This window comes from Pseudomonas sp. PSKL.D1 (assembly GCF_028898945.1).
Lineage (GTDB): Bacteria > Pseudomonadota > Gammaproteobacteria > Pseudomonadales > Pseudomonadaceae > Aquipseudomonas.
Genome location: NZ_CP118607.1, coordinates 3,750,905 through 3,769,779 on the forward strand (window position 1 = coordinate 3,750,905; position 18,875 = coordinate 3,769,779).

The window sequence follows — 18,875 nt, forward strand, 5'->3', positions numbered from 1 at the left end:
CTCAAATACTCGGCCTAAATTGAATAGTTCGTTGCGCACGACTCCCCACTATCACTCCGCTTTCAAATTTGTTCAACTCCCTAAATACTTTGTACCCTTCAAGAATCGCTTTCTCGAACAACCCATAAGGACACACCTCAACCTCATAGCCTCGAACAAACTGCTTCACCGTTTTTAAAACATCAAATGAAAGCTTTTCCTGCCCTTCAAAAAAATTATTCTCTTTTGCAATTGAGAACAACCAAGCACTGACGCCTTCCTCGATGACAATCGCGCGCCCGCCATCCTCCGCCTCATCCTTTAGAGGATTACCTTTCCTTTTGTTTTTCAACAACGCCCGAAACACTGGTGACCAGTGTAAGATTGCGGCATATGACATATGAAATACATCATGAAACCTGTATCCGTCTCCGATTGCGATATTATCTGTCAGTGGATCACCAATAAATACTCCTCCTTTCTTCATATAAGATCGTCCATTGTACCGCTGCACAATTTCGATTTCAAAATCACGAGGAAGCTGCTCATCAGCGTGCTCACCGACATCGAAATCAACCATGCTCTCAACGTCAATTTCGCTATAACGCCCTAGTGTTTTCTTTAAGTTAAAATCTATAATTGCTTGGAAGCTCAAGCCCGAGACGGAAACGAAGTCTAAATAACTTGAGAAAAAATCAACGAGCTGTTCTTTCTTGACATCCTTAATGGAAAGACTCAACAAACCTGCTGCACCTGCCGCTAACCTTCTACTGGCCTCCACATTGGACAACTCTGACTTAGATGGAACTAAAGCGACCGGATGAAACCCAATGGCAGTCGGTGCAACTTGAAAAGGTCGACTGCTCACACAGGCTCCAACGACGTTACAAACGGACCAACCACGTCTCTTGCACAACCTCGAAAAGTACCAGAGAGCATCTCCTAGTTCTTCAACCAGAGAATATTGGAGATCAAATCCAGCGCCATCACGTTCCGCCTTTTTTGATACAGCCAATATACTTCCAATCTCCCCAAACAAGCCGAAAGTTACGAGGTGCTCAGATGCCCCAAGCATATCGGTAGACTCTATCTTAGTTTCGTAGTCCGCTAGAAAACTCACCAAACTCATTTGAAGGTACTCTTCGAATTCCATCTCTCCGGTTTAGCCAACACGCCCATCTGCTGCCTAAAGAACCAAGCTTTGAAACCATTCACAAAATCTATTGAAAAGTTATTTTTATGCCCTCTCGTAACAATAAGCCCCCTAAACTCCTGCGGAATAACGACACCGTCACATCCCCAGTAGCAGAACCTATCACCAATTAGCACAAATTCAGTATGACCCGTATCCCTATTAATATTTTCTATTATTGGATCGCCATTTTCATGAGTATGGTGCGAGTCTTGTTGATGCCATGAACCATCAGCTTTTTTGTAGTAAATATTATCACCAACCGCATACTTATATGTGCGATCGAATCTTGGTTTTTTTTCCTGAAACTCCGCCCCGTTCCAATACTGATCAAAGGTGATCTTTTTTGAAACCTCCATAACATAACATAACTTATTTCCTGAGTTACGAGGTGTTATCCCTACAACTAAATCTCCTACAGCAGCATGCTTTCGAATTAGCGGCTTACAGGCTGCTAAACTACACACCCCGTGAAACGGGTTAGGAGCAAAGCCGTAGTCGCGGGCAACAACGTATGAGTGAATTTTCATTCTTTGTTACCGCATTTAAATCGCTTAATCTGGATTGTTTTTCTAGCCCCCTCTGCTAATCCGTCCCCGTTACTCTCAATAATTACAGATGGGAGATCGGCCAGCACTGGCACTATACAATCACCAAAGCCACTAAAACCATCGCCTAGTTGCTCTTCATCTTCGCTTCCGATACATACAATTTTTACGTTTAGGCGAGCCGCTTCTCGAATAGCCAACGCCAAGCAACTATTTTGATTATTTCCAGCAGACGAAAAGTAAGCAAGAACGTCAGAATTTGCCAACTGGGCGAATATTTCAGATTGCTGACTACAAATACCTTGATAGGGTAGCTGATATCTAACTACTTGCAGGTCAATAGATTGCTCCTGCAGCGCATCGTAAACATCACCGATCAAATACTCTTCACTACCGTGAATTAATAGCAGTACATTCATAGCCATTCCATTGCCTCTCGAATATATGAGATCAGCACTCAATATAGCCCTGTGCCACTATCGACGCTACCGGAATTTCATCTCCTCGTAAAGGTACACACGACAAAAACGAAAAAGCCCAGTCGTTACCGACTGGGCTTTTTCGTTTTCAATAATGGTCGGGACGGAGTGATTCGAACACTCGACCCCTTGCACCCCATGCAAGTGCGCTACCGGGCTGCGCTACGCCCCGACTGGGCTTTGAAGCATGTTCTCAATGCTGCCGAGAACGTTGAAGAATGTACCCTAACCTCATGATTAATGGAAGCTTTTTCTCAAAAAATTTTCCACCAACCCAAAACCCAAGCTCACTTCTTCAACACCACCAACACATCCTCCAACTCAACAATCATCTGCCGAATCAGCTGCTTGTACTGGCTTGACTCATCCTTCACCTCATCACTGGAGAGCCGCAACCGCGCCCCACCAATGGTAAACCCCTGGTCATACAGCAGCGCCCGAATCTGGCGGATCATCAGCACGTCTTGCCGCTGGTAATACCGCCGATTCCCCCGCCGCTTCACCGGGTTGAGCTGAGGAAACTCCTGCTCCCAATACCGCAGCACGTGCGGCTTCACCGCACATAACTCGCTCACTTCACCAATAGTGAAGTAGCGTTTGCCCGGTATGGGGGGCAGTTCGTCGTTATGGCTTGGTTCCAGCATAGGCCTCTACCCGGGCTTTCAGCTTTTGCCCTGGACGAAAGGTGACGACGCGCCGTGCGGTAATCGGGATTTCTTCCCCTGTTTTGGGGTTGCGGCCCGGCCGCTGGCGTTTGTCGCGAAGGTCGAAGTTGCCGAAACCGGACAACTTCACCTGCTCGTTCTCTTCTAGCGCGTGCCGAATTTCTTCGAAAAACAGCTCGACCAGCTCTTTGGCCTCGCGCTTGTTGAGCCCCAGCTCCTCGTATAGCCTCTCGGCCATCTCAGCTTTCGTCAGAGCACCCATGCCGTTATTTCCTTAACGTGGTGTTCAACCTTTGTTCAAGCGAGGTGAGGATGTTTTGCAGGGTAGTGTTCACCTCATCGTCGTTAAGAGTGCGCGATGGATGCTGCCAGGTCAAGCCGACGGCAAGGCTTTTTCTATCAGGATCAATGCCTTTACCTTGGTAGACGTCAAACAGCCTGAGGTCTGTAAGCCATTCGCCTGCATTGTCACGAATTACTTCAAGCACCGCCTCGGCTGCAACGTCACGCCCGGCAATCAGGGCCAGGTCGCGGCGGGTCTCGGGGAACTTGGAGAGTTCGCTGAATTTCGGCAGGCGGCCTTCAACCACATCAGCCAGCACCAGCTCGAAGACGAACACCGGGCGGTCCAGATCCAGGGCTTTGGCCAGCTCTGGGTGGAGGGCGCCGAGGTAGCCTACGTCCTTGCCGTCGCGCTGGATCACAGCGGTCTGGCCGGGGTGCAGGGCCGGGTGTTTGCCAGCGGCGAAGGTGAAGTCGCTGAGGGCACCGGAGTAACCCAGCAGGGCTTCAACATCGGCCTTCACGTCGAAGAAGTCGATGCTGTCACGGCCGTTGGCCCAGCCTTCCGGCAGGCGGCTGCCGGTGACGACGCCGGCGATCATTGGCTCTTGCTTCAGGTCGCCGAGTTGGCCGACGAAGCGCAGGCCGCTTTCGAACAGGCGCACGCGGTCTTGCTGGCGGTTGAGGTTGTGCTGCATGGCTTTGACCAGGCCCGGCCACAGGGACGCACGCATGGCGGCCATGTCGTTGGAAATGGGGTTGGCCAGCTGCAGGGGCTCGACGCCTGGGCTGAACAGCTCGAACAGTTTCGGGTCGATGAAGCTGTAGGTGATGGCTTCCTGGTAGCCACGGGCAACCAGCAGGCGGCGCAGGTTTGGCAGTTCGCCGCGGGTTTCCGGGCGGGCTTGCGGGGCCAGGCGGGCTTGCGGGTAGCGAACCGGCAGGTTGTTGTAGCCATAGAGGCGGGCCAACTCTTCGATCAGGTCCACTTCCAGGCTGATGTCAAAGCGGTGGCTCGGGACGTTGACGGTCCACTGGCCTTCTGCGCTGCGGGTGGTGGTCAGCTCCAGGGCGTTGAGCAGTTGCTCGACCTGGGCGGGGGCCATTTCCATGCCGAGCATCTGGGTGATGCGGTCGGCGCGCAGGGTGATCGGGGCGATGTTCGGCAGGTGTTGTTCGCTCACGGCTTCAACGACCGGGCCGGCTTCGCCGCCGACGATTTCCAGCACCAGCGCGGTGGCGCGCTCGATGGCTTCGCGGGCCAGCTGCGAGTCGACGCCGCGCTCGTAGCGGTGCGAGGCGTCGGTGTGCAGGCCGTAGGAGCGGGCTTTACCGGCGACGGAGATCGGCTCGAAGAAGGCGCTTTCGAGGAACAGGTCGCGGGTTTTTTCGGTGTTGACACCGCTGTGCTCGCCACCCATGACGCCGGCAATGGCCAGGGCGCGGGTGTGGTCGGCGATCACCAGGGTGTCGGCACGCAGGGCCACTTCCTGGCCGTCCAGCAGGACGAGCTTCTCGCCCTCCTCTGCCATGCGCACGCGGATGCCGCCGTTGATTTCGGCGAGGTCGAAGGCGTGCATCGGCTGGCCGAGCTCGAGCATCACGTAGTTGGTGATGTCGACGGCGGCGTCGATGCTGCGCACGTCGCTGCGGCGCAGGCGTTCAACCATCCACAGCGGGGTTGGCTTGCTCAGGTCGACGTTGCGGATGACGCGGCCCAGATAACGCGGGCAGGCGGCCGGGGCCGACACTTCAACCGAACGCACTTCGTCGTGGGCAGCCGGTACAGCCGGCACCACCGGGCGGGTGACCGGGGTGTCGTACAGGGCGCTGACGTCGCGGGCCAGGCCGGCCAGGGACAGGCAGTCGCCACGGTTCGGGGTCAGGCCGATTTCGATGCTGGCGTCGTCCAGGTTCAGGTACTGGCGAATGTCTTCGCCAACCGGGGCGTCAGCGGCCAGTTCCAGCAGGCCGTCGTTTTCTTCGCTGATCTGCAGCTCGGCGGCCGAGCACAGCATGCCGAAGGACTCGACGCCGCGCAGCTTGGCCTTCTTGATCTTGAAGTCGCCGGGCAGTTCGGCGCCGATCATGGCGAACGGGATTTTGATGCCTGGGCGGGCGTTTGGCGCGCCGCACACGACCTGGAAGGTTTCCTGGCCGTTGCTCACCTGGCAAACGCGAAGCTTGTCGGCGTCCGGGTGTTGTTCGGTGGCGAGGATTTCGCCCACGACGATGCCGCTGAACTGGCCGGCAGCGGGGGTTACGCTGTCGACTTCAAGGCCGGCCATGGACAGGCGGGCGACCAGTTCGTCACGGGAGACTTGCGGGTTAACCCAACCGCGCAGCCACTGTTCACTGAATTTCATGCTGTTCTCCTAGAAGTTGCGTCGATTAGGCCTAGCGGAATTGGGCGAGGAACCGCAGGTCGTTGTCGAAGAACAGACGCAAATCGTTGACGCCATAACGCAGCATGGCCAGGCGCTCGGCGCCCATGCCGAAGGCAAAGCCCTGGAACTCTTCCGGGTCGATGCCAGACATGCGCAGCACGTTCGGGTGCACCATGCCGCAGCCCATCACTTCGAGCCAGCCGGTTTGCTTGCACACGCGGCAGCCCTTGCCGGAACACATCACGCACTGGATGTCGACTTCGGCGGACGGCTCGGTGAACGGGAAGAACGACGGGCGGAAGCGCACGGCCAGTTCTTTTTCGAAGAACACGCGCAGGAATTCTTCGATGGTGCCCTTGAGGTCGGCGAAGTTGATGCCGCGGTCGATGAGCAGGCCTTCGACCTGGTGGAACATCGGCGAGTGGGTGATATCCGAGTCGCAGCGGTAAACGCGGCCCGGGCACACAATGCGGATCGGCGGCTGGGTCGATTCCATGGTGCGGACCTGTACCGGCGAGGTATGGGTGCGCAGCAGCATGTTGGCATTGAAGTAGAAGGTGTCGTGCATCGCCCGGGCCGGGTGGTGGCCGGGGATGTTGAGCGCTTCGAAGTTGTGGTAGTCGTCTTCAACCTCGGGGCCTTCGGCGATGCCGTAGCCGATGTGGGTGAAGAACTGCTCGATGCGTTCGAGGGTACGGGTGATCGGGTGCAGGCCACCGGTGGCCTGGCCACGGCCTGGCAGGGTTACATCAATGCATTCGGCGGCCAGGCGAGCGCTGAGCTCGGCCTCTTCAAAGGCGGCCTTGCGTGCGTTGAGCACTTCGGTGACGCGCTCTTTGGCGTCGTTGATCAGCGCGCCGACTTTCGGCCGCTCTTCGGCTGGCAGGTTGCCCAGGGTCTTCATCACCTGGGTCAGCTCGCCCTTCTTGCCGAGATACTGAACCCGGATCTGTTCCAGGGCATTGATGTCTTCAGCGCGCTCCACAGCTTCCAGGGCTTGGGAGACCAGCGCATCCAGGTTTTCCATGTACAGACTCCAGATACGAAAATAGGGGAAGAGCTTTAAAGGCTCTTCCCCTATCGATGACGTTTTACACCCGGCAACGCTGCGCGCTGCCGAGTGATTGTCGTGGGTACTTAGGCCAGAACGGCTTTAGCTTTCTCGACAATTGCAGCAAACGCCGCTTTTTCGTTCACTGCCAGGTCAGCCAGAACCTTACGGTCGATTTCGATCGACGCCTTTTTCAGGCCAGCAATCAGACGGCTGTAGGACAGGCCGTTGGTGCGGGCACCGGCGTTGATACGAGCGATCCACAGGGCGCGGAACTGACGCTTCTTCTGGCGACGGTCACGGTAGGCGTATTGACCAGCCTTGATGACAGCCTGCTTGGCAACGCGGAACACGCGCGAGCGTGCACCGTAGTAACCTTTAGCCAGTTTCAGAATTTTTTTGTGACGCTTACGAGCGATAACGCCGCGCTTAACACGAGCCATGAGTAACTTCCTCTATCTTAACCAGAATTAACGAACGCGCAGCATGCGCTCGACTTTTGCCACGTCAGACGGGTGCAGCAAGCTGGCACCGCGCAGTTGACGCTTACGCTTGGTCGACATTTTGGTCAGGATGTGGCTCTTGAAAGCGTGCTTGTGCTTGAAGCCGGAAGCGGTCTTCAGGAAGCGCTTAGCAGCACCGCTCTTGGTTTTCATTTTTGGCATGTTGGAACTCCGCATTCGAAAAAATATTACACAATAATCATCAGGCCTGCCGTGCCCGGGAGATTACTTCTTCTTTTTGGGGGCGATGACCATCATAAGCTGGCGTCCTTCCATCTTCGGATGCTGCTCAACGGTGCCGTATTCCACGAGGTCGGTTTCGACCCGCTTCAACAGCTCCATGCCCAGCTCCTGGTGGGCCATCTCACGGCCGCGGAATCTCAGAGAGATCTTGGCCTTGTCCCCATCGGTAAGGAAACGTACCAGGTTGCGTAGTTTTACCTGGTAATCCCCTTCTTCCGTCCCTGGACGAAACTTGATTTCTTTAATCTGGATCTGCTTCTGGTTTTTCTTGGCTTCGTTGGCCTGCTTCTTCTTCTCGAAGAGATGCTTGCCGTAGTCCATCACCTTGCAGACGGGCGGTTGCGCGTCTGCAGAGATTTCCACCAGATCCAGCTTCGCCTCATCAGCGATACGAAGCGCTTCATCAATCGAGACGATGCCAACCTGCTCGCCGTCTGCGCCAATTAACCGAACCTCGCGTGCCGAGATATTCTCGTTGATCGGGGCCTTCGGGGCAGCTCGTTTATCGTTTCTCATATCACGCTTAATAGTCATTACTCCGATTCTAGGCGACCGCGCTGGGCAACAGCGCTGTTGAGAAGCTGCGTGAATTCAGCCACCGGCATGGAGCCGAGGTCTTTGCCTTCACGGGTGCGTACGGCGACGGTCTGCGTTTCGACTTCGCGATCCCCTATAACCAAAAGGTACGGGACCTTGAGCAAAGTATGCTCGCGGATTTTAAAGCCAATCTTCTCGTTTCTCAAGTCCGACTTGGCACGGAAACCGCTACCGTTCAGTTCCTTTTCTACCTGCAGGGCGAAATCGGCCTGCTTGTCGGTGATGTTCATGATCACCGCCTGGGTAGGCGCCAGCCACGCCGGGAACACGCCAGCGTAGTGCTCGATCAGCATGCCGATGAAGCGCTCGAACGAACCGAGGATGGCGCGATGCAGCATAACCGGGCGTACTCGGCTGTTATCTTCGGCGATATAGCTGGCATCCAGGCGTTCTGGCAGGTTCGGGTCGTACTGCAGGGTACCGCACTGCCAATTACGGCCGAGGCAGTCTCGCAGGGTGAACTCGATTTTCGGGCCGTAGAACGCACCTTCGCCTGGCTGGTATTCCCACTCCAGGCCCGACTCGTTCAGGGCGTCGGCCAGTGCGCCTTCGGCACGGTCCCACAGCTCTTCAGAGCCCACACGCTTGGCCGGGCGGGTCGACAGCTTCATGGCGACGTCGGTGAAACCGAAGTCTTTGTACACGTCCAGGGTGAGCTTGATGAAGTCGGCGGCTTCTTTCTTCACCTGGTCTTCGGTGCAGAAGATGTGCGCGTCGTCCTGCACGAAGCCACGCACGCGCATGATGCCGTGCAGGGCGCCGGACGGCTCGTTACGGTGGCAGGCACCGAATTCGGCCAGGCGCAGCGGTAGGTCACGGTACGATTTCAGGCCCTGGTTGAACACCTGCACGTGGCACGGGCAGTTCATCGGTTTTACCGCGAAATCGCGGCTTTCCGACGACGTGGTGAACATGTTTTCGGCGTAGTTGGACCAGTGGCCGGAGCGCTCCCACAGGATGCGGTCGACAACTTGCGGGGTCTTGATTTCCTGGTAGCCGTTTTCGCGCTGGATTTTACGCATGTACTGCTCGAGTACCTGGTAAACGGTCCAGCCGTTGGCGTGCCAGAACACCATGCCCGGGGCTTCTTCCTGCAGGTGGAACAGGTCGAGCTGCTTGCCGATTTTGCGGTGGTCGCGTTTTTCGGCTTCTTCGATGCGCTGGATGTAGGCAGCCAGCTGCTTCTTGTCAGCCCAGGCGGTGCCGTACACGCGCTGCAGCTGCTCGTTCTTGGCATCACCGCGCCAGTAGGCGCCTGACAGCTTGGTCAGCTTGAATGCCTTGAGGAAGCGGGTGTTCGGCACGTGCGGGCCACGGCACATGTCGACGTATTCTTCGTGGTAGTACAGGCCCATGGCCTGCTCGTCCGGCATGTCTTCGACCAGGCGCAGCTTGTAGTCTTCGCCACGGGTGGTGAACACATCGATGACTTCGGCGCGCGGGGTCATCTTCTTGACGACGTCGTAGTCCTTCTCGATCAGCTGCTGCATGCGCTTTTCGATGGCGGCCAGGTCGTCAGGCGTGAAGGGGCGCTCGTAGGCGATGTCGTAATAGAAGCCTTCGTCGATGACCGGGCCGATGACCATTTTGGCGGTCGGGTACAGCTGCTTCACCGCGTGGCCGATGAGGTGGGCGCACGAGTGACGGATAATCTCCAGCCCCTCTTCATCTTTAGGGGTGATGATCTGCAGTTTGGCGTCGTGGGTAATCAGGTCGCAGGCGTCGACCAGCTTGCCGTCGACCTTACCGGCCAGGGTGGCTTTAGCCAGGCCTGCGCCAATAGAGGCGGCAACGTCGGCTACGGATACGGCGTGATCAAACGAACGTTGACTGCCATCGGGAAGAGTAATAACGGGCATGGCGCCTCCTCTCCTAGTGGTGACCCCTACCAAAGGTCACGTGGGTTGGGATGAGCCAGTACAAGATCCGACCTGCCTTCCACGGGGGAAGCCTGCCTCACAGTGGCAGAAGCCTTTCGGCTTGCAAGGGGCGGACCAGAGTGACTGGAAAGAAAAAAGCTGCGGTAAGCCGCAAGCCGAGCATGCTAGCACGCGGGTTGCACCGCTCGCAGAAATATTTGGAAATTACGTTTGCAAGGTGAACTTACACGGAAAATTTCCTATCAGACCTTGGGAAGCAACCTACTCTTGATGAGACCTTAACCCAAGGAGTAACTGGTTATGCGACTTCAGTCTCTTCTGGCCCTGGCGGCCACCGGCGCCCTGCTGCTGCCTGTGGCTGCGCATGCTGGCAACTTCCCACCCGGGAAGGAGGCTGGCTACATGGCCCAGTGTACCGAGGTGGCCGGCGCACAGGGTGTGGACGCGGCAACCGCGAAAAAACACTGTGGTTGCGGCGCAGAAGCCATCAAAAAGAATTTTACCGATAAGGAGATCGAAGACCTGGACAGTAAGGACGGCGTTGACGCCAAGCTGATGCAGAGAGCACAGGCCACTGTGCAGGCTGCCTGCAAGCCGAAATGACCAGGCCGCAGGGGTTGCCCACGCATTCTTTGATGCTGATCAATATCCTGCGAAGGTAAAAAGCGCTACAAACGCAGAATTAGACTATGATGTTGTCCGTGCTGCGTAGCCCACGGCCGCATTGCACCACTGAAAAAATCAAAAGTACTGGAGATTCACCCCATGTCCAATCGCCAAAACGGCACCGTCAAATGGTTCAATGATGAGAAAGGCTACGGCTTCATCACCCCAGCAGGCGGCGGCGACGACCTGTTCGTACACTTCAAGGCCATCGAATCCGACGGCTTCAAGAGCCTGAAAGAAGGCCAGAATGTTTCCTTCGTCGCCGAGCGCGGCCAGAAGGGCATGCAGGCTGCACAGGTTCGTCCGGAGTAATTCGGATAGCTGTAAAAAAACCCGCCCTTGTGGCGGGTTTTTTTATGGCGGGTTTCAGCCGCAGTTAACGCGCGTCACCACACCCTGCTGGTCCACATTCAGGTTCAGGCGCAGCGAGTTGTACTCCAGCGTCACGGCATCGTTGGGCTTGAGAATGCGCGCCACCTGCGAACCACTGCCCTTGCGCGCCTGCTCCAGCAGCGCCGCACTGGCCTGCTTGCCAATGGCAAAATCGGCGCCACTGGCCTCGCAACGGCCATCGTTGCTGGCCGGGGCCGGTGCCGCGCCGCCGCCTGAACTGCCACCAGTGCTGCAACCCGCCAGGACAGCTGCCACAGCCAGGGTTGCCAGGTAAGCACGGGTACGGAACATGAAGCCTCCTAAAAAGATCTGGGTATTGCGTGATCCGACAATAGCGCCGGGGATTCGTTGCAAAACCGCACAAGTCTGCCTGAATGCGCCGCCCGGGGCGAAAGGCAACTGTCACCGGATTTTGCGGCATACGTCACAATGCACTTGGTTTGCACGATGAAGCTTTTTATTCTTAAGTCGCAGGGCCATTGACGCAAAGTCATGATTTACTTTAAGAAGTGAAGGCACAATGCCTGCTTCGAGCACCAGGGTCAGGTGCTCGCCCCTCCGCCCCGGGCCCCCAACGAGAGCCTTTCATGAGCAACCACAGCATAGACGCCGATATCAAGGTGAAATGGGCCGAAGGCCAAAGCGCCTACAGCCCCGGCACCCCCGAAGAGTTGCTTTTGATCGCCATCGACCTGCTGGTGCGCGATCGCGGCAGTGAAGCGGCGCGCAGCTTCATCGACCAGGTCTTCGAGCGCTTTGCGCCGCACACGGCTATTGCAATCGAGCCAGGCGCGCGCTGAGCAGGTCGAAAAAGCCCTGGGCGTCACCCTCGTTTACCCATAACACGTTGGCGGGCTGCTTGAGCACGCCGTAAAAGTCGGCGACGGTCTGGCCAAAGCTCGTGCCTTCGCGGCTGTCGACCGCCATGTGAATGCGCCGGCCGCTGAACAGCTCGGGCTTGAGCAGGAAGGCGATGACGCTGGCGTCGTGCACCGGGCCGCCGGGCAAGCCGTACACCTGCATGTCGTGCTGGATGTAGGCCTTGAGGATGTCGACCACCTGCTTGCTGGCACGGTTGTTCACGTCGGCCAGCTGTTTGAGGCGGGCGTCGCTGGTGAGCAGTTTGTGGGTGACGTCCAGCGGCAGGTAGGTCAACGGCACACCACTGGCCAGCACCACTTCGGCGGCGTGGGGGTCGGCGTACAGGTTGAACTCGGCCGCCGGGGTGATGTTGCCACCGTTGAAATGGGCGCCGCCCATGACCACCACTTCCTTGATGCCTTTGGCGATGTCCGGGCGCTGGATCAGTGCCAGCGCCAGGTTGGTTTGCGGGCCGAGCATGGCAATGGTGATGCTTTGCGGCTTGGCGGCGCCGAGGGTGTCGACCAGGTATTGCACGGCATTGCCTTGGGCCAGGGGCTGTTTGGGCTCGTGCACGGGCACGCCGGTAAGGCCTTCTTCGCCGTGGACGTCGGCGGCGTAGATGGGTGCGCGCACCAGTGGCCGCCCTGCCCCGGCGTATACCGGGATGTCTTCGCGGCCCGCCCATTCGCGGGCCAGGCGGGCGTTGCGCGAGGTTTTGTCGAGGCGCACGTTACCGGCGACGGTGGTGATGGCGCGGATGTTGAGTTCGTCCGGGGAGGCCATGGCCAGAAACAGCGCGACCACGTCGTCGGCGCCGGGGTCGGTGTCGATGATCAGGTCACGCGGGGCGGCCTGCAGGGTGGCGGTGGTGGCGGCGGCCATGAGGGTGAGTCCTTGTAGCAGGGGTTTTAGCATGGGGGGCACTCCTGTTGCCTTGCTTGCTCATTTTTCGCGCCCCCCCCTGTGGGAGCGGCCTTGTGTCGCGAAAGGGCTGCAAAGCAGCCCCTCGATAGCAGCTTCGCAGCCGATATTGCCGGGGCCGCTTTGCGGCCCTTTCGCGACACAAGGCCGCTCCCACAGGGGGATTGCGTACTGGTCAGAAGGTAACGCCCGCTATCAGGGCAATGTTGCTGTAGGGCTGGCACTCGCCGGTGCGCACCACGGCCCGGGCATTGCGCGACAGGAGCTTGAAGGCGTCGTGGCTGAGCCACTCGCGCTTGCCAAGCTTGCCTTTGAGGCGTTCGATTTCGACCAGGCCCGGCGGCACCACCCGCTGCATTTCTTCGGCCAGCACGTGGCGCTCCACCTGCATCTCGCTCAGCACCGCGCGCAGTACGCTGGCAAAGTCCGGGATGCCTGGGGTCAGCGCCAGGTCTATCAGTTCGACGCCCGGCGGCACCGGTAGCCCGGCATCGCCAATCACCAAAATGTCGCCATGCCCCAGGCTGGCAATGGTGCGCGACAGGGCAATGTTCAGCAGCGCGGTTTTCTTCATGGGGCAAGCTCCGCCAGATACGGGATTGAGGGCTGGGCGCCGGCGCGGGTCACGGACAATGCCGCCGCACGCTGGCCAAAGGCAATGGCATCACCCTCCTCCAGCCCGCGCACCAGGGCCGCCGCGAAGCCACCCACGAAGGTGTCGCCTGCCGCGGTGGTATCCAGCGGTTTGACCTTGGGCGCCGGGAAGTGTCGGTCGCCATCTTTAGTGATCAGCAGCGCGCCCTGCGCCCCGAGGGTGATGATCACCTTGCCCGCCCCCAGCGCCAACAAGCGCTCACCGGCGCGGCGGGCACTGTCCAGGTCGCTGACGGGTTCGCCAGTCAGGGCCTCGGCTTCACTTTCGTTGGGGATGAGGTAGTCGATGCTGGCGAACCATTCAGCTGGCAACGGGCCAGTGGCCGGCGCCGGGTTGAGGATTACCCGCTTGCCCAGCTCACGCCCGCGGGCCAGCGCCCAGGCCACGGTTTCGGCGGGCACTTCCAGTTGGCAGATAATCACCTCGCAGGCCTGCAGCAACGCGTCGAAGCGCTGCACCGACGCAGGCGTCAGCAAGCCATTGCCGCCGGGAATGATGACGATGCAGTTCTGGCTGGCGGCATCCACCGTGATCAAGGCCACACCGCTGGAAACGCCCGGGCAAACCCCCACGGGCTGGCAATCGATGCCCTCCACTTCCAGCGCCTGGCGCAGTTGCTGGCCGTAGGCGTCATCGCCCACGTTGCCGACCATCGCCACGCTGCCGCCCAGGCGCGCCACCGCCACGGCCTGGTTGGCGCCCTTGCCGCCGGGCACGGTGAAAAAGCTTTCGCCGGCCAGCGTTTCACCGGGGCGCGGCAGCCGCTCGGCGCGGGCCACCAGGTCCATGTTGAGGCTGCCGACCACCACTACCTTGGCACTCATGATGTTTCCTTAGCGGTAATCGTTGAACAGGTCCGGGCGCGGCCCGGTGGATTCGCGCAGCACGATGCGCGGCGCGACGATGCGTTGTTCGGCGGCGTCGCTGCGGGGCTTGGCAATACGCGACAGCAGCAAGGCCGCAGCGCTTTCGCCCAGCTCGCGAATCGACTGGCCCACCGTGGTCAGCGGCGGGTACACGTAACGGCTCAGTTCAATATCGTCAAAACCGATCACCGACAGCTCGCCGGGCACGCTGATGTTGCGCTCGGCAGCGGCGCGCAGCACGCCAAAACCGATCATGTCGTTGCCGGCAAAAATGGCCGTGGGGCGCTTGCCTTCGAGCAAAACGGCCGCTGCGGCATGGCCGCCAGGGCTGGTGAAGTCGCAGTGCAGCACGCGGCCGTCAGCGACGCTTGCCTGTGCCTCGGCCATGGCGCGCCGGAAACCGGCCAGGCGCAGTTGGCTGACGCCGGTTTCGGCCGGGCCGCCGATGTAGGCGATGTCGCGGTGGCCAAGTTCCAGCAGGTGGCTGGTGGCCAGGTAGGCGCCCTGCTCATGGTCGATGCGCACCAGGTCGGCGTCGACGCCTTCCAGTTCGCGGTCGACGATAACCATGGGCGTGCGCACACAGGCCAGGCTCTTCAGCAGGTCGCTGTCGGCCCCTACCGAGGCCACCACCAGGCCATCAATGCGCTTTTCCAGCAGCACGCGCAGGTAGCTGCGCTGTTTTTGCGGATCGTCGTCGGAGTTGCACAGGATCACGCAGTAACCGTTGCGCTCGCAGGCATCCTCGATGCCCCGCGCCAGCTCGGCGAAGTACGGGTTGACGCTGTTAGGCACCAGCAGGCCGATGGTGGCGGTGCTGCGCGCCTTCAGCGAGCGGGCCACGGCGCTGGGCACGTAGTCGAGCTCGGCGATGGCCGCCTCAACCTTCAGCCGCACCTGTTCGCTCACCGGGCGGGTTTTGTTCAGTACATGGGACACGGTGGTGTAGGAGATACCTGCCAGTGCCGCGACGTCTTTGATGGTTGCCATGTTTTCAGTTCCGCCGGGCTGCACGCCGGCTGCGGTAGGTGTCGAGCACCACGGCGATGACGATCACCGCCCCGGTGATGATGCGTTTGGTGGGTTCGGAGGCGCCGATTTGCGCAAGGCCGGCGGCCAGCACCGAGATGATCAGCACGCCAAAGAAGGTGCTGATGACCGAGCCACGCCCGCCCATCAAGCTGGTGCCGCCGATCACCACGGCGGCAATCACCTGCAGCTCAAGGCCGGAGCCGGCATTGGGGTCGGCGGCCTCCAGGCGCGAAATCTGGAACAGCGCAGCCAACCCCGCCAACAGGCCCATCAGCGCGAACACCAGCACTTTGTAGGGGCGCGGGTCGATGCCAGCCAGGCGCACGGCTTCTTCGTTGGTGCCGATACCGATCAGGTAGCGGCCGAACACCGTGCGGGTCAGCACGAACTGGGCAAGGATGATCACCAGCAAGGCAATGATGAAGGCCGGCGAAATGCCGAAGGCGACCGGGTTGGAGAACCAGGCGTAAGCGTCGCCGATGTACGCGGTGCGCGAGTCAGTGAACTGGTACGCAAGGCCCCGGGCCATTTCCAGCACGCCCAGCGACACGATGAACGACGGGATGCGCCAGGCCACGGTAACGCCGCCGGTGATGCTGCCCGCCAGGGCGGCGATGGCCATGCCCAGCAGCGCTGCGGGCAGCACGCCCCAGCCCCAGCCAAGAATGGCCACGCTGACCGTGGACGCCGCCAGTGCCAGCACCGAGCCTACCGACAGGTCGATGCCGCCGATGATCAGCACGAAGGTCATGCCCACCGCCAGCACCATCAGGTCGGGGATTTGGTTGGCCAGGGTGCTGAAGGTGGCGTACGACCAGAAGTGGCTGCTCAGGAACGAGAACAGCACGATCATCGCCAGCAAGGCGCCGGCCAGGCCCAGGTAGGTGCCCAGGCCGTAGTAGGTGCCGGTGCGGCGCACGGGTGCGCTATTGGAGGTGTCGAGGGGTGTGGTTTTCATGGGTTCATCCCGGGGGCTGCGTCGTGCAGCATGGCGTCACGTTTCTGGTAGCCGGCAAAGGCGGCGGCAAGCAGCTGGTCCTGGCTCCAATGGTCGCGGTCGAAGGTGTCGATCAGGCGGCCAGCGGAAAGCACGGCGATGCGGTCGCAGATGAGCATCAGCTCGCGCAGGTCGCTGGACACCACCACCAGCGCCTTGCCCTGGCGCGCCTGCTCGGCCAGCAGGCCATAGATGTCGAATTTGGCGCCCACGTCGATACCGCGAGTGGGTTCGTCGAACAGCAGCACCTGGCAGTCGCGCTCCAGCCAGCGGCCGATCACCACTTTTTGCTGGTTGCCGCCCGACAATTCGCCCACGGCCTGCTCGGCGCCCGCGCTGCGGATGCGCATGGCGCTGATCTGGCGGTTGGCCAGCGTTTTTTCGGCCTCACTATCGAGCACGCCGGCGCGGGATACCGCGCCAAGGTTGCCCAGGGCAATATTGGCGCTGATCGATTGAGTCAGCAGCAAGCCTTCACCTTTGCGGTCTTCGGTGATGAGGGCAATGCCGGCCTTGACGGCGGCCTTGGGCGAGTCGATGGCCACCGGCTGCGGCGGCTGACCCAGCGCAATGCTGCCGCTGTCGGCGCGGTCGGCACCGAAAATCAGCCGCAACAGCTCGGTACGCCCGGCGCCGATCAGGCCGGAGATACCGAAGATCTCCCCTGCACTGACCTGGAACGACACATCACGCACTTTGTCGCCACGGGTCAGGCCGTCAACCTTGAGCAGTGGCGCGCCGATCTGGCGGCGGCCCAGGTCGATGTGCTCGCCCAGTTCGCGGCCGACCATCAGGTTGACCAGTTCGGCGCTGCTGTAGCGCTGGATGGGTTCGTCGCACACCAGCTTGCCATCGCGCAGCACGACGATGCGCTGGGCGACGCGTTGCAGCTCTTCAAGGCGGTGCGAGATATAGACGATCGCCACGCCGCGCTGGCGCAGGCCTTCGATCTGGGTGAACAGCAATTCCACCTCACGTGCCGTGAGCATGGCTGTGGGTTCGTCGAAAATCAGCACGCGGCAGTCGCCGATCAGGTTGCGGGCGATTTCCACCATTTGTTGGTGGCCAATGCCCAACTCGCCCACCGGGGTGTCCGGGTCGATGGCGTCGAGGCCGACCTGGGCCATGGCAGCGGTGGCCAGTTGGCGCAGGCGTTTGCGGCTGATCCAGCCGAAACGGCTGGGCAGGTTGTCGAGGAACAGGTTTTCGGCCACGGTCAGGGTGGGCAGCAGGTTGAGTTCCTGCATGACCATGCGCACGCCGAGGCGCTCGGCGTCGCTGCGGCTGGCCGGGTTGTAGGGTTGCTCTTTATAGAGCATGTGACCGGTGGTGGGGGTTTCCAGGCCGCTGATCAGTTTGGACAGCGTGGATTTGCCCGCGCCGTTTTCGCCGGTCAGGGCCAGCACCTCGCCGCCCCGTAGTTCAAGGGTGATGTCGCCCAGCACAGGCTGGGCGTAGGTTTTGCCCAGGCCGGTGACGGCGAGTACGGGTTGATTGGCCGATGAGGACAATGGCCACCTCTCTCAATAGAACAACTAACGGCCTTACGCAGCCCCCTGTAGGAGCGGTTTTAACCGCGATGGGGTGCGAAGCGGCCCTAACGATTCATGTGCGAAGCTGAAACTTTGGGGCCGCTTCGCGCCCCATCGCGGTTAAAACCGCTCCTACAGGGGGGGCAGCGTTGCATTGGATAGGTTACTGGGTGATGAGCTCAACCGGCGTCTGAATCACATTGTCGGCATCCACATCCGGCTTCTCGCCCTTGATCATCTTCAGCGCTGCCTGAATGCCATACACCGCCTGCTGGCTGGCCGCCTGGTCGAGGGTGGCCAGCACGCGGCCGTCCTTGAGCATGGGTTTGATGGCGTTGATATTGTCATACCCCACCACTTGCACCTGGCCGGTCTTGCCGGCGGCGCGCACGGCAGAAACAGCGCCCAACGCCATGCTGTCGTTGCCTGCCAGCAGGGCTTTGAGGTTGGGGTATTCGTTGAGCATGGAGGCGGCGACGGCGTTGCCTTTGTCGATTTCCCAGTTGCCGGACTGCACCGAAACGATCTTCATCTGCGCCGTGTCCATGGCGTCCTTGAAGCCAGCGGTGCGTTGCTGGGCGTTGGTGGTGGTCGGCACGCCTTCGATGATGCCTACCTCGTCACCGGCCTTGAGCTTCTGCTGGGCCAGGTAATCGCCCACCAGGCGCGCGCCCTTGCGGTTGTCCGGGCCTACGAAGGGCACGCTTATGCCTTTGCTCTTGAGCACCTCAGGGTCCAGGCGGTTGTCAATGTTGACCACGGTGATGCCGGCATCCATGGCCTTTTTCACCACGGGCACCAGGGCTTTGGAGTCTGCCGGGGCGATTACCAGCGCCTTGGCGCCGGTGGCGATCATTTGCTCAACAATGCGGATCTGGTTGCCGGTGTCGGTTTCGTCCTTGATGCCGTTGGCCACCAGGTCGAAATCGTTGGGGTGCTCTTTCTGGTAGGCCTTGGCGCCGTCTTCCATGGTGCGGAAGAACTCGTTGGCCAGCGACTTCATGACCAGTGCGACTTTGGGCTTGTCCTCTGCGTGGGCGGCAGAAAACGGCATGGCGAGCGACAGCGAGGAAAGTACGGCGAGCGCCAGCAGGCGACCGGGGAACGGCAGCTTCATAAGAAATGACTCCGAATCTTGTGTTT

At 59.8% G+C, this 18,875-nt stretch carries 22 protein-coding genes and 1 tRNA gene; 3 read left to right on the forward strand and 20 right to left on the reverse strand.

The window, feature by feature from the left end; all coding sequences use genetic code 11:
* Window position 1 precedes the first annotated feature (1 nt).
* From PVV54_RS16670 to thrS, 12 genes are all read right to left on the reverse strand, one after another.
* Window positions 2-1,108, reverse strand: coding sequence for a pyrophosphatase (locus PVV54_RS16670; RefSeq protein ID WP_274906320.1), 1,107 nt, complete (start codon window positions 1,106-1,108; stop codon window positions 2-4).
* Window positions 1,105-1,701 (reverse strand): Nmad2 family putative nucleotide modification protein, encoded by a 597-nt coding sequence (locus tag PVV54_RS16675; protein ID WP_274906321.1) that lies wholly within the window; start codon window positions 1,699-1,701, stop codon window positions 1,105-1,107. The genes PVV54_RS16670 and PVV54_RS16675 overlap by 4 nt, the downstream gene beginning before the upstream one ends.
* Window positions 1,698-2,138: a hypothetical protein gene (locus PVV54_RS16680; RefSeq protein WP_274906322.1), complete on the reverse strand. Its 441-nt coding sequence runs from the start codon at window positions 2,136-2,138 to the stop codon at window positions 1,698-1,700. Before PVV54_RS16680 ends, PVV54_RS16675 begins: the two co-directional genes overlap by 4 nt.
* 155 nt (window positions 2,139-2,293) lie before the next feature.
* Window positions 2,294-2,370 (reverse strand) — tRNA-Pro (locus PVV54_RS16685).
* Window positions 2,371-2,485: 115 nt separating this feature from the next.
* On the reverse strand, window positions 2,486-2,842 hold the full coding sequence (locus PVV54_RS16690; RefSeq protein WP_008100384.1) for a MerR family transcriptional regulator: 357 nt from the start codon (window positions 2,840-2,842) through the stop codon (window positions 2,486-2,488).
* Entirely contained in the window at window positions 2,823-3,125 is a 303-nt protein-coding gene (ihfA, locus tag PVV54_RS16695; protein WP_003250679.1) for an integration host factor subunit alpha, read from the reverse strand. Before ihfA ends, PVV54_RS16690 begins: the two co-directional genes overlap by 20 nt.
* Window positions 3,126-3,129: 4 nt before the next feature.
* A complete protein-coding gene (pheT, locus tag PVV54_RS16700) occupies window positions 3,130-5,511 on the reverse strand; it encodes a phenylalanine--tRNA ligase subunit beta (protein WP_274906323.1) in 2,382 nt (793 codons plus the stop codon).
* Window positions 5,512-5,542: 31 nt separating this feature from the next.
* Entirely contained in the window at window positions 5,543-6,559 is a 1,017-nt protein-coding gene (pheS, locus tag PVV54_RS16705) for a phenylalanine--tRNA ligase subunit alpha (RefSeq protein WP_274906324.1), read from the reverse strand.
* A gap of 110 nt (window positions 6,560-6,669) precedes the next feature.
* On the reverse strand, window positions 6,670-7,026 hold the full coding sequence (gene rplT, locus PVV54_RS16710; RefSeq protein ID WP_003250671.1) for a 50S ribosomal protein L20: 357 nt from the start codon (window positions 7,024-7,026) through the stop codon (window positions 6,670-6,672).
* Window positions 7,027-7,053: 27 nt separating this feature from the next.
* Window positions 7,054-7,248, reverse strand: coding sequence for a 50S ribosomal protein L35 (gene rpmI, locus PVV54_RS16715; RefSeq protein ID WP_003250667.1), 195 nt, complete (start codon window positions 7,246-7,248; stop codon window positions 7,054-7,056).
* A 63-nt stretch (window positions 7,249-7,311) separates the two neighbouring features.
* Entirely contained in the window at window positions 7,312-7,863 is a 552-nt protein-coding gene (gene infC, locus PVV54_RS16720; RefSeq protein WP_274906325.1) for a translation initiation factor IF-3, read from the reverse strand.
* On the reverse strand, window positions 7,863-9,785 hold the full coding sequence (thrS, locus tag PVV54_RS16725) for a threonine--tRNA ligase (RefSeq protein WP_274906326.1): 1,923 nt from the start codon (window positions 9,783-9,785) through the stop codon (window positions 7,863-7,865). Before thrS ends, infC begins: the two co-directional genes overlap by 1 nt.
* Before the next feature lie 321 nt (window positions 9,786-10,106).
* On the opposite strand from thrS, the gene PVV54_RS16730 reads away from it, so the two are divergent.
* Entirely contained in the window at window positions 10,107-10,409 is a 303-nt protein-coding gene (locus tag PVV54_RS16730) for a hypothetical protein (protein WP_274906327.1), read from the forward strand.
* 162 nt (window positions 10,410-10,571) lie between these two features.
* Complete coding sequence (locus tag PVV54_RS16735; protein ID WP_274906328.1) at window positions 10,572-10,784, forward strand: cold-shock protein; 213 nt, start codon at window positions 10,572-10,574, stop codon at window positions 10,782-10,784.
* Window positions 10,785-10,838: 54 nt separating this feature from the next.
* Here PVV54_RS16735 and PVV54_RS16740 read toward each other — a convergent pair whose 3' ends face one another.
* Window positions 10,839-11,156, reverse strand: a complete 318-nt coding sequence (locus tag PVV54_RS16740; RefSeq protein WP_274906329.1) for an I78 family peptidase inhibitor — start codon at window positions 11,154-11,156, stop codon at window positions 10,839-10,841.
* 296 nt (window positions 11,157-11,452) lie between these two features.
* On the opposite strand from PVV54_RS16740, the gene PVV54_RS16745 reads away from it, so the two are divergent.
* Complete coding sequence (locus PVV54_RS16745; protein WP_274906330.1) at window positions 11,453-11,665, forward strand: hypothetical protein; 213 nt, start codon at window positions 11,453-11,455, stop codon at window positions 11,663-11,665.
* Here the strand turns inward: PVV54_RS16745 and PVV54_RS16750 are convergent.
* The 7 genes from PVV54_RS16750 to PVV54_RS16780 form a co-directional block, all read right to left on the reverse strand.
* Complete coding sequence (locus PVV54_RS16750) at window positions 11,637-12,644, reverse strand: nucleoside hydrolase (RefSeq protein ID WP_274906331.1); 1,008 nt, start codon at window positions 12,642-12,644, stop codon at window positions 11,637-11,639. The two genes, PVV54_RS16745 and PVV54_RS16750, sit on opposite strands and share 29 nt — an antisense overlap.
* A 181-nt stretch (window positions 12,645-12,825) precedes the next feature.
* Window positions 12,826-13,224, reverse strand: a complete 399-nt coding sequence (rbsD, locus tag PVV54_RS16755; protein ID WP_274906332.1) for a D-ribose pyranase — start codon at window positions 13,222-13,224, stop codon at window positions 12,826-12,828.
* Complete coding sequence (gene rbsK, locus PVV54_RS16760) at window positions 13,221-14,129, reverse strand: ribokinase (RefSeq protein WP_274906333.1); 909 nt, start codon at window positions 14,127-14,129, stop codon at window positions 13,221-13,223. Before rbsK ends, rbsD begins: the two co-directional genes overlap by 4 nt.
* Window positions 14,130-14,138: 9 nt before the next feature.
* Window positions 14,139-15,161: a LacI family DNA-binding transcriptional regulator gene (locus tag PVV54_RS16765; protein ID WP_274906334.1), complete on the reverse strand. Its 1,023-nt coding sequence runs from the start codon at window positions 15,159-15,161 to the stop codon at window positions 14,139-14,141.
* A 4-nt stretch (window positions 15,162-15,165) separates the two neighbouring features.
* On the reverse strand, window positions 15,166-16,161 hold the full coding sequence (locus PVV54_RS16770) for an ABC transporter permease (RefSeq protein ID WP_274906335.1): 996 nt from the start codon (window positions 16,159-16,161) through the stop codon (window positions 15,166-15,168).
* Window positions 16,158-17,711 carry a sugar ABC transporter ATP-binding protein gene (locus PVV54_RS16775; RefSeq protein ID WP_274906336.1) on the reverse strand — a complete coding sequence of 518 codons (1,554 nt, stop codon included), beginning with the start codon at window positions 17,709-17,711 and terminating at the stop codon, window positions 16,158-16,160. Before PVV54_RS16775 ends, PVV54_RS16770 begins: the two co-directional genes overlap by 4 nt.
* A 184-nt stretch (window positions 17,712-17,895) precedes the next feature.
* Window positions 17,896-18,849 carry a sugar ABC transporter substrate-binding protein gene (locus tag PVV54_RS16780; RefSeq protein ID WP_274906337.1) on the reverse strand — a complete coding sequence of 318 codons (954 nt, stop codon included), beginning with the start codon at window positions 18,847-18,849 and terminating at the stop codon, window positions 17,896-17,898.
* Between the last annotated feature and the right edge of the window lie 26 nt (window positions 18,850-18,875).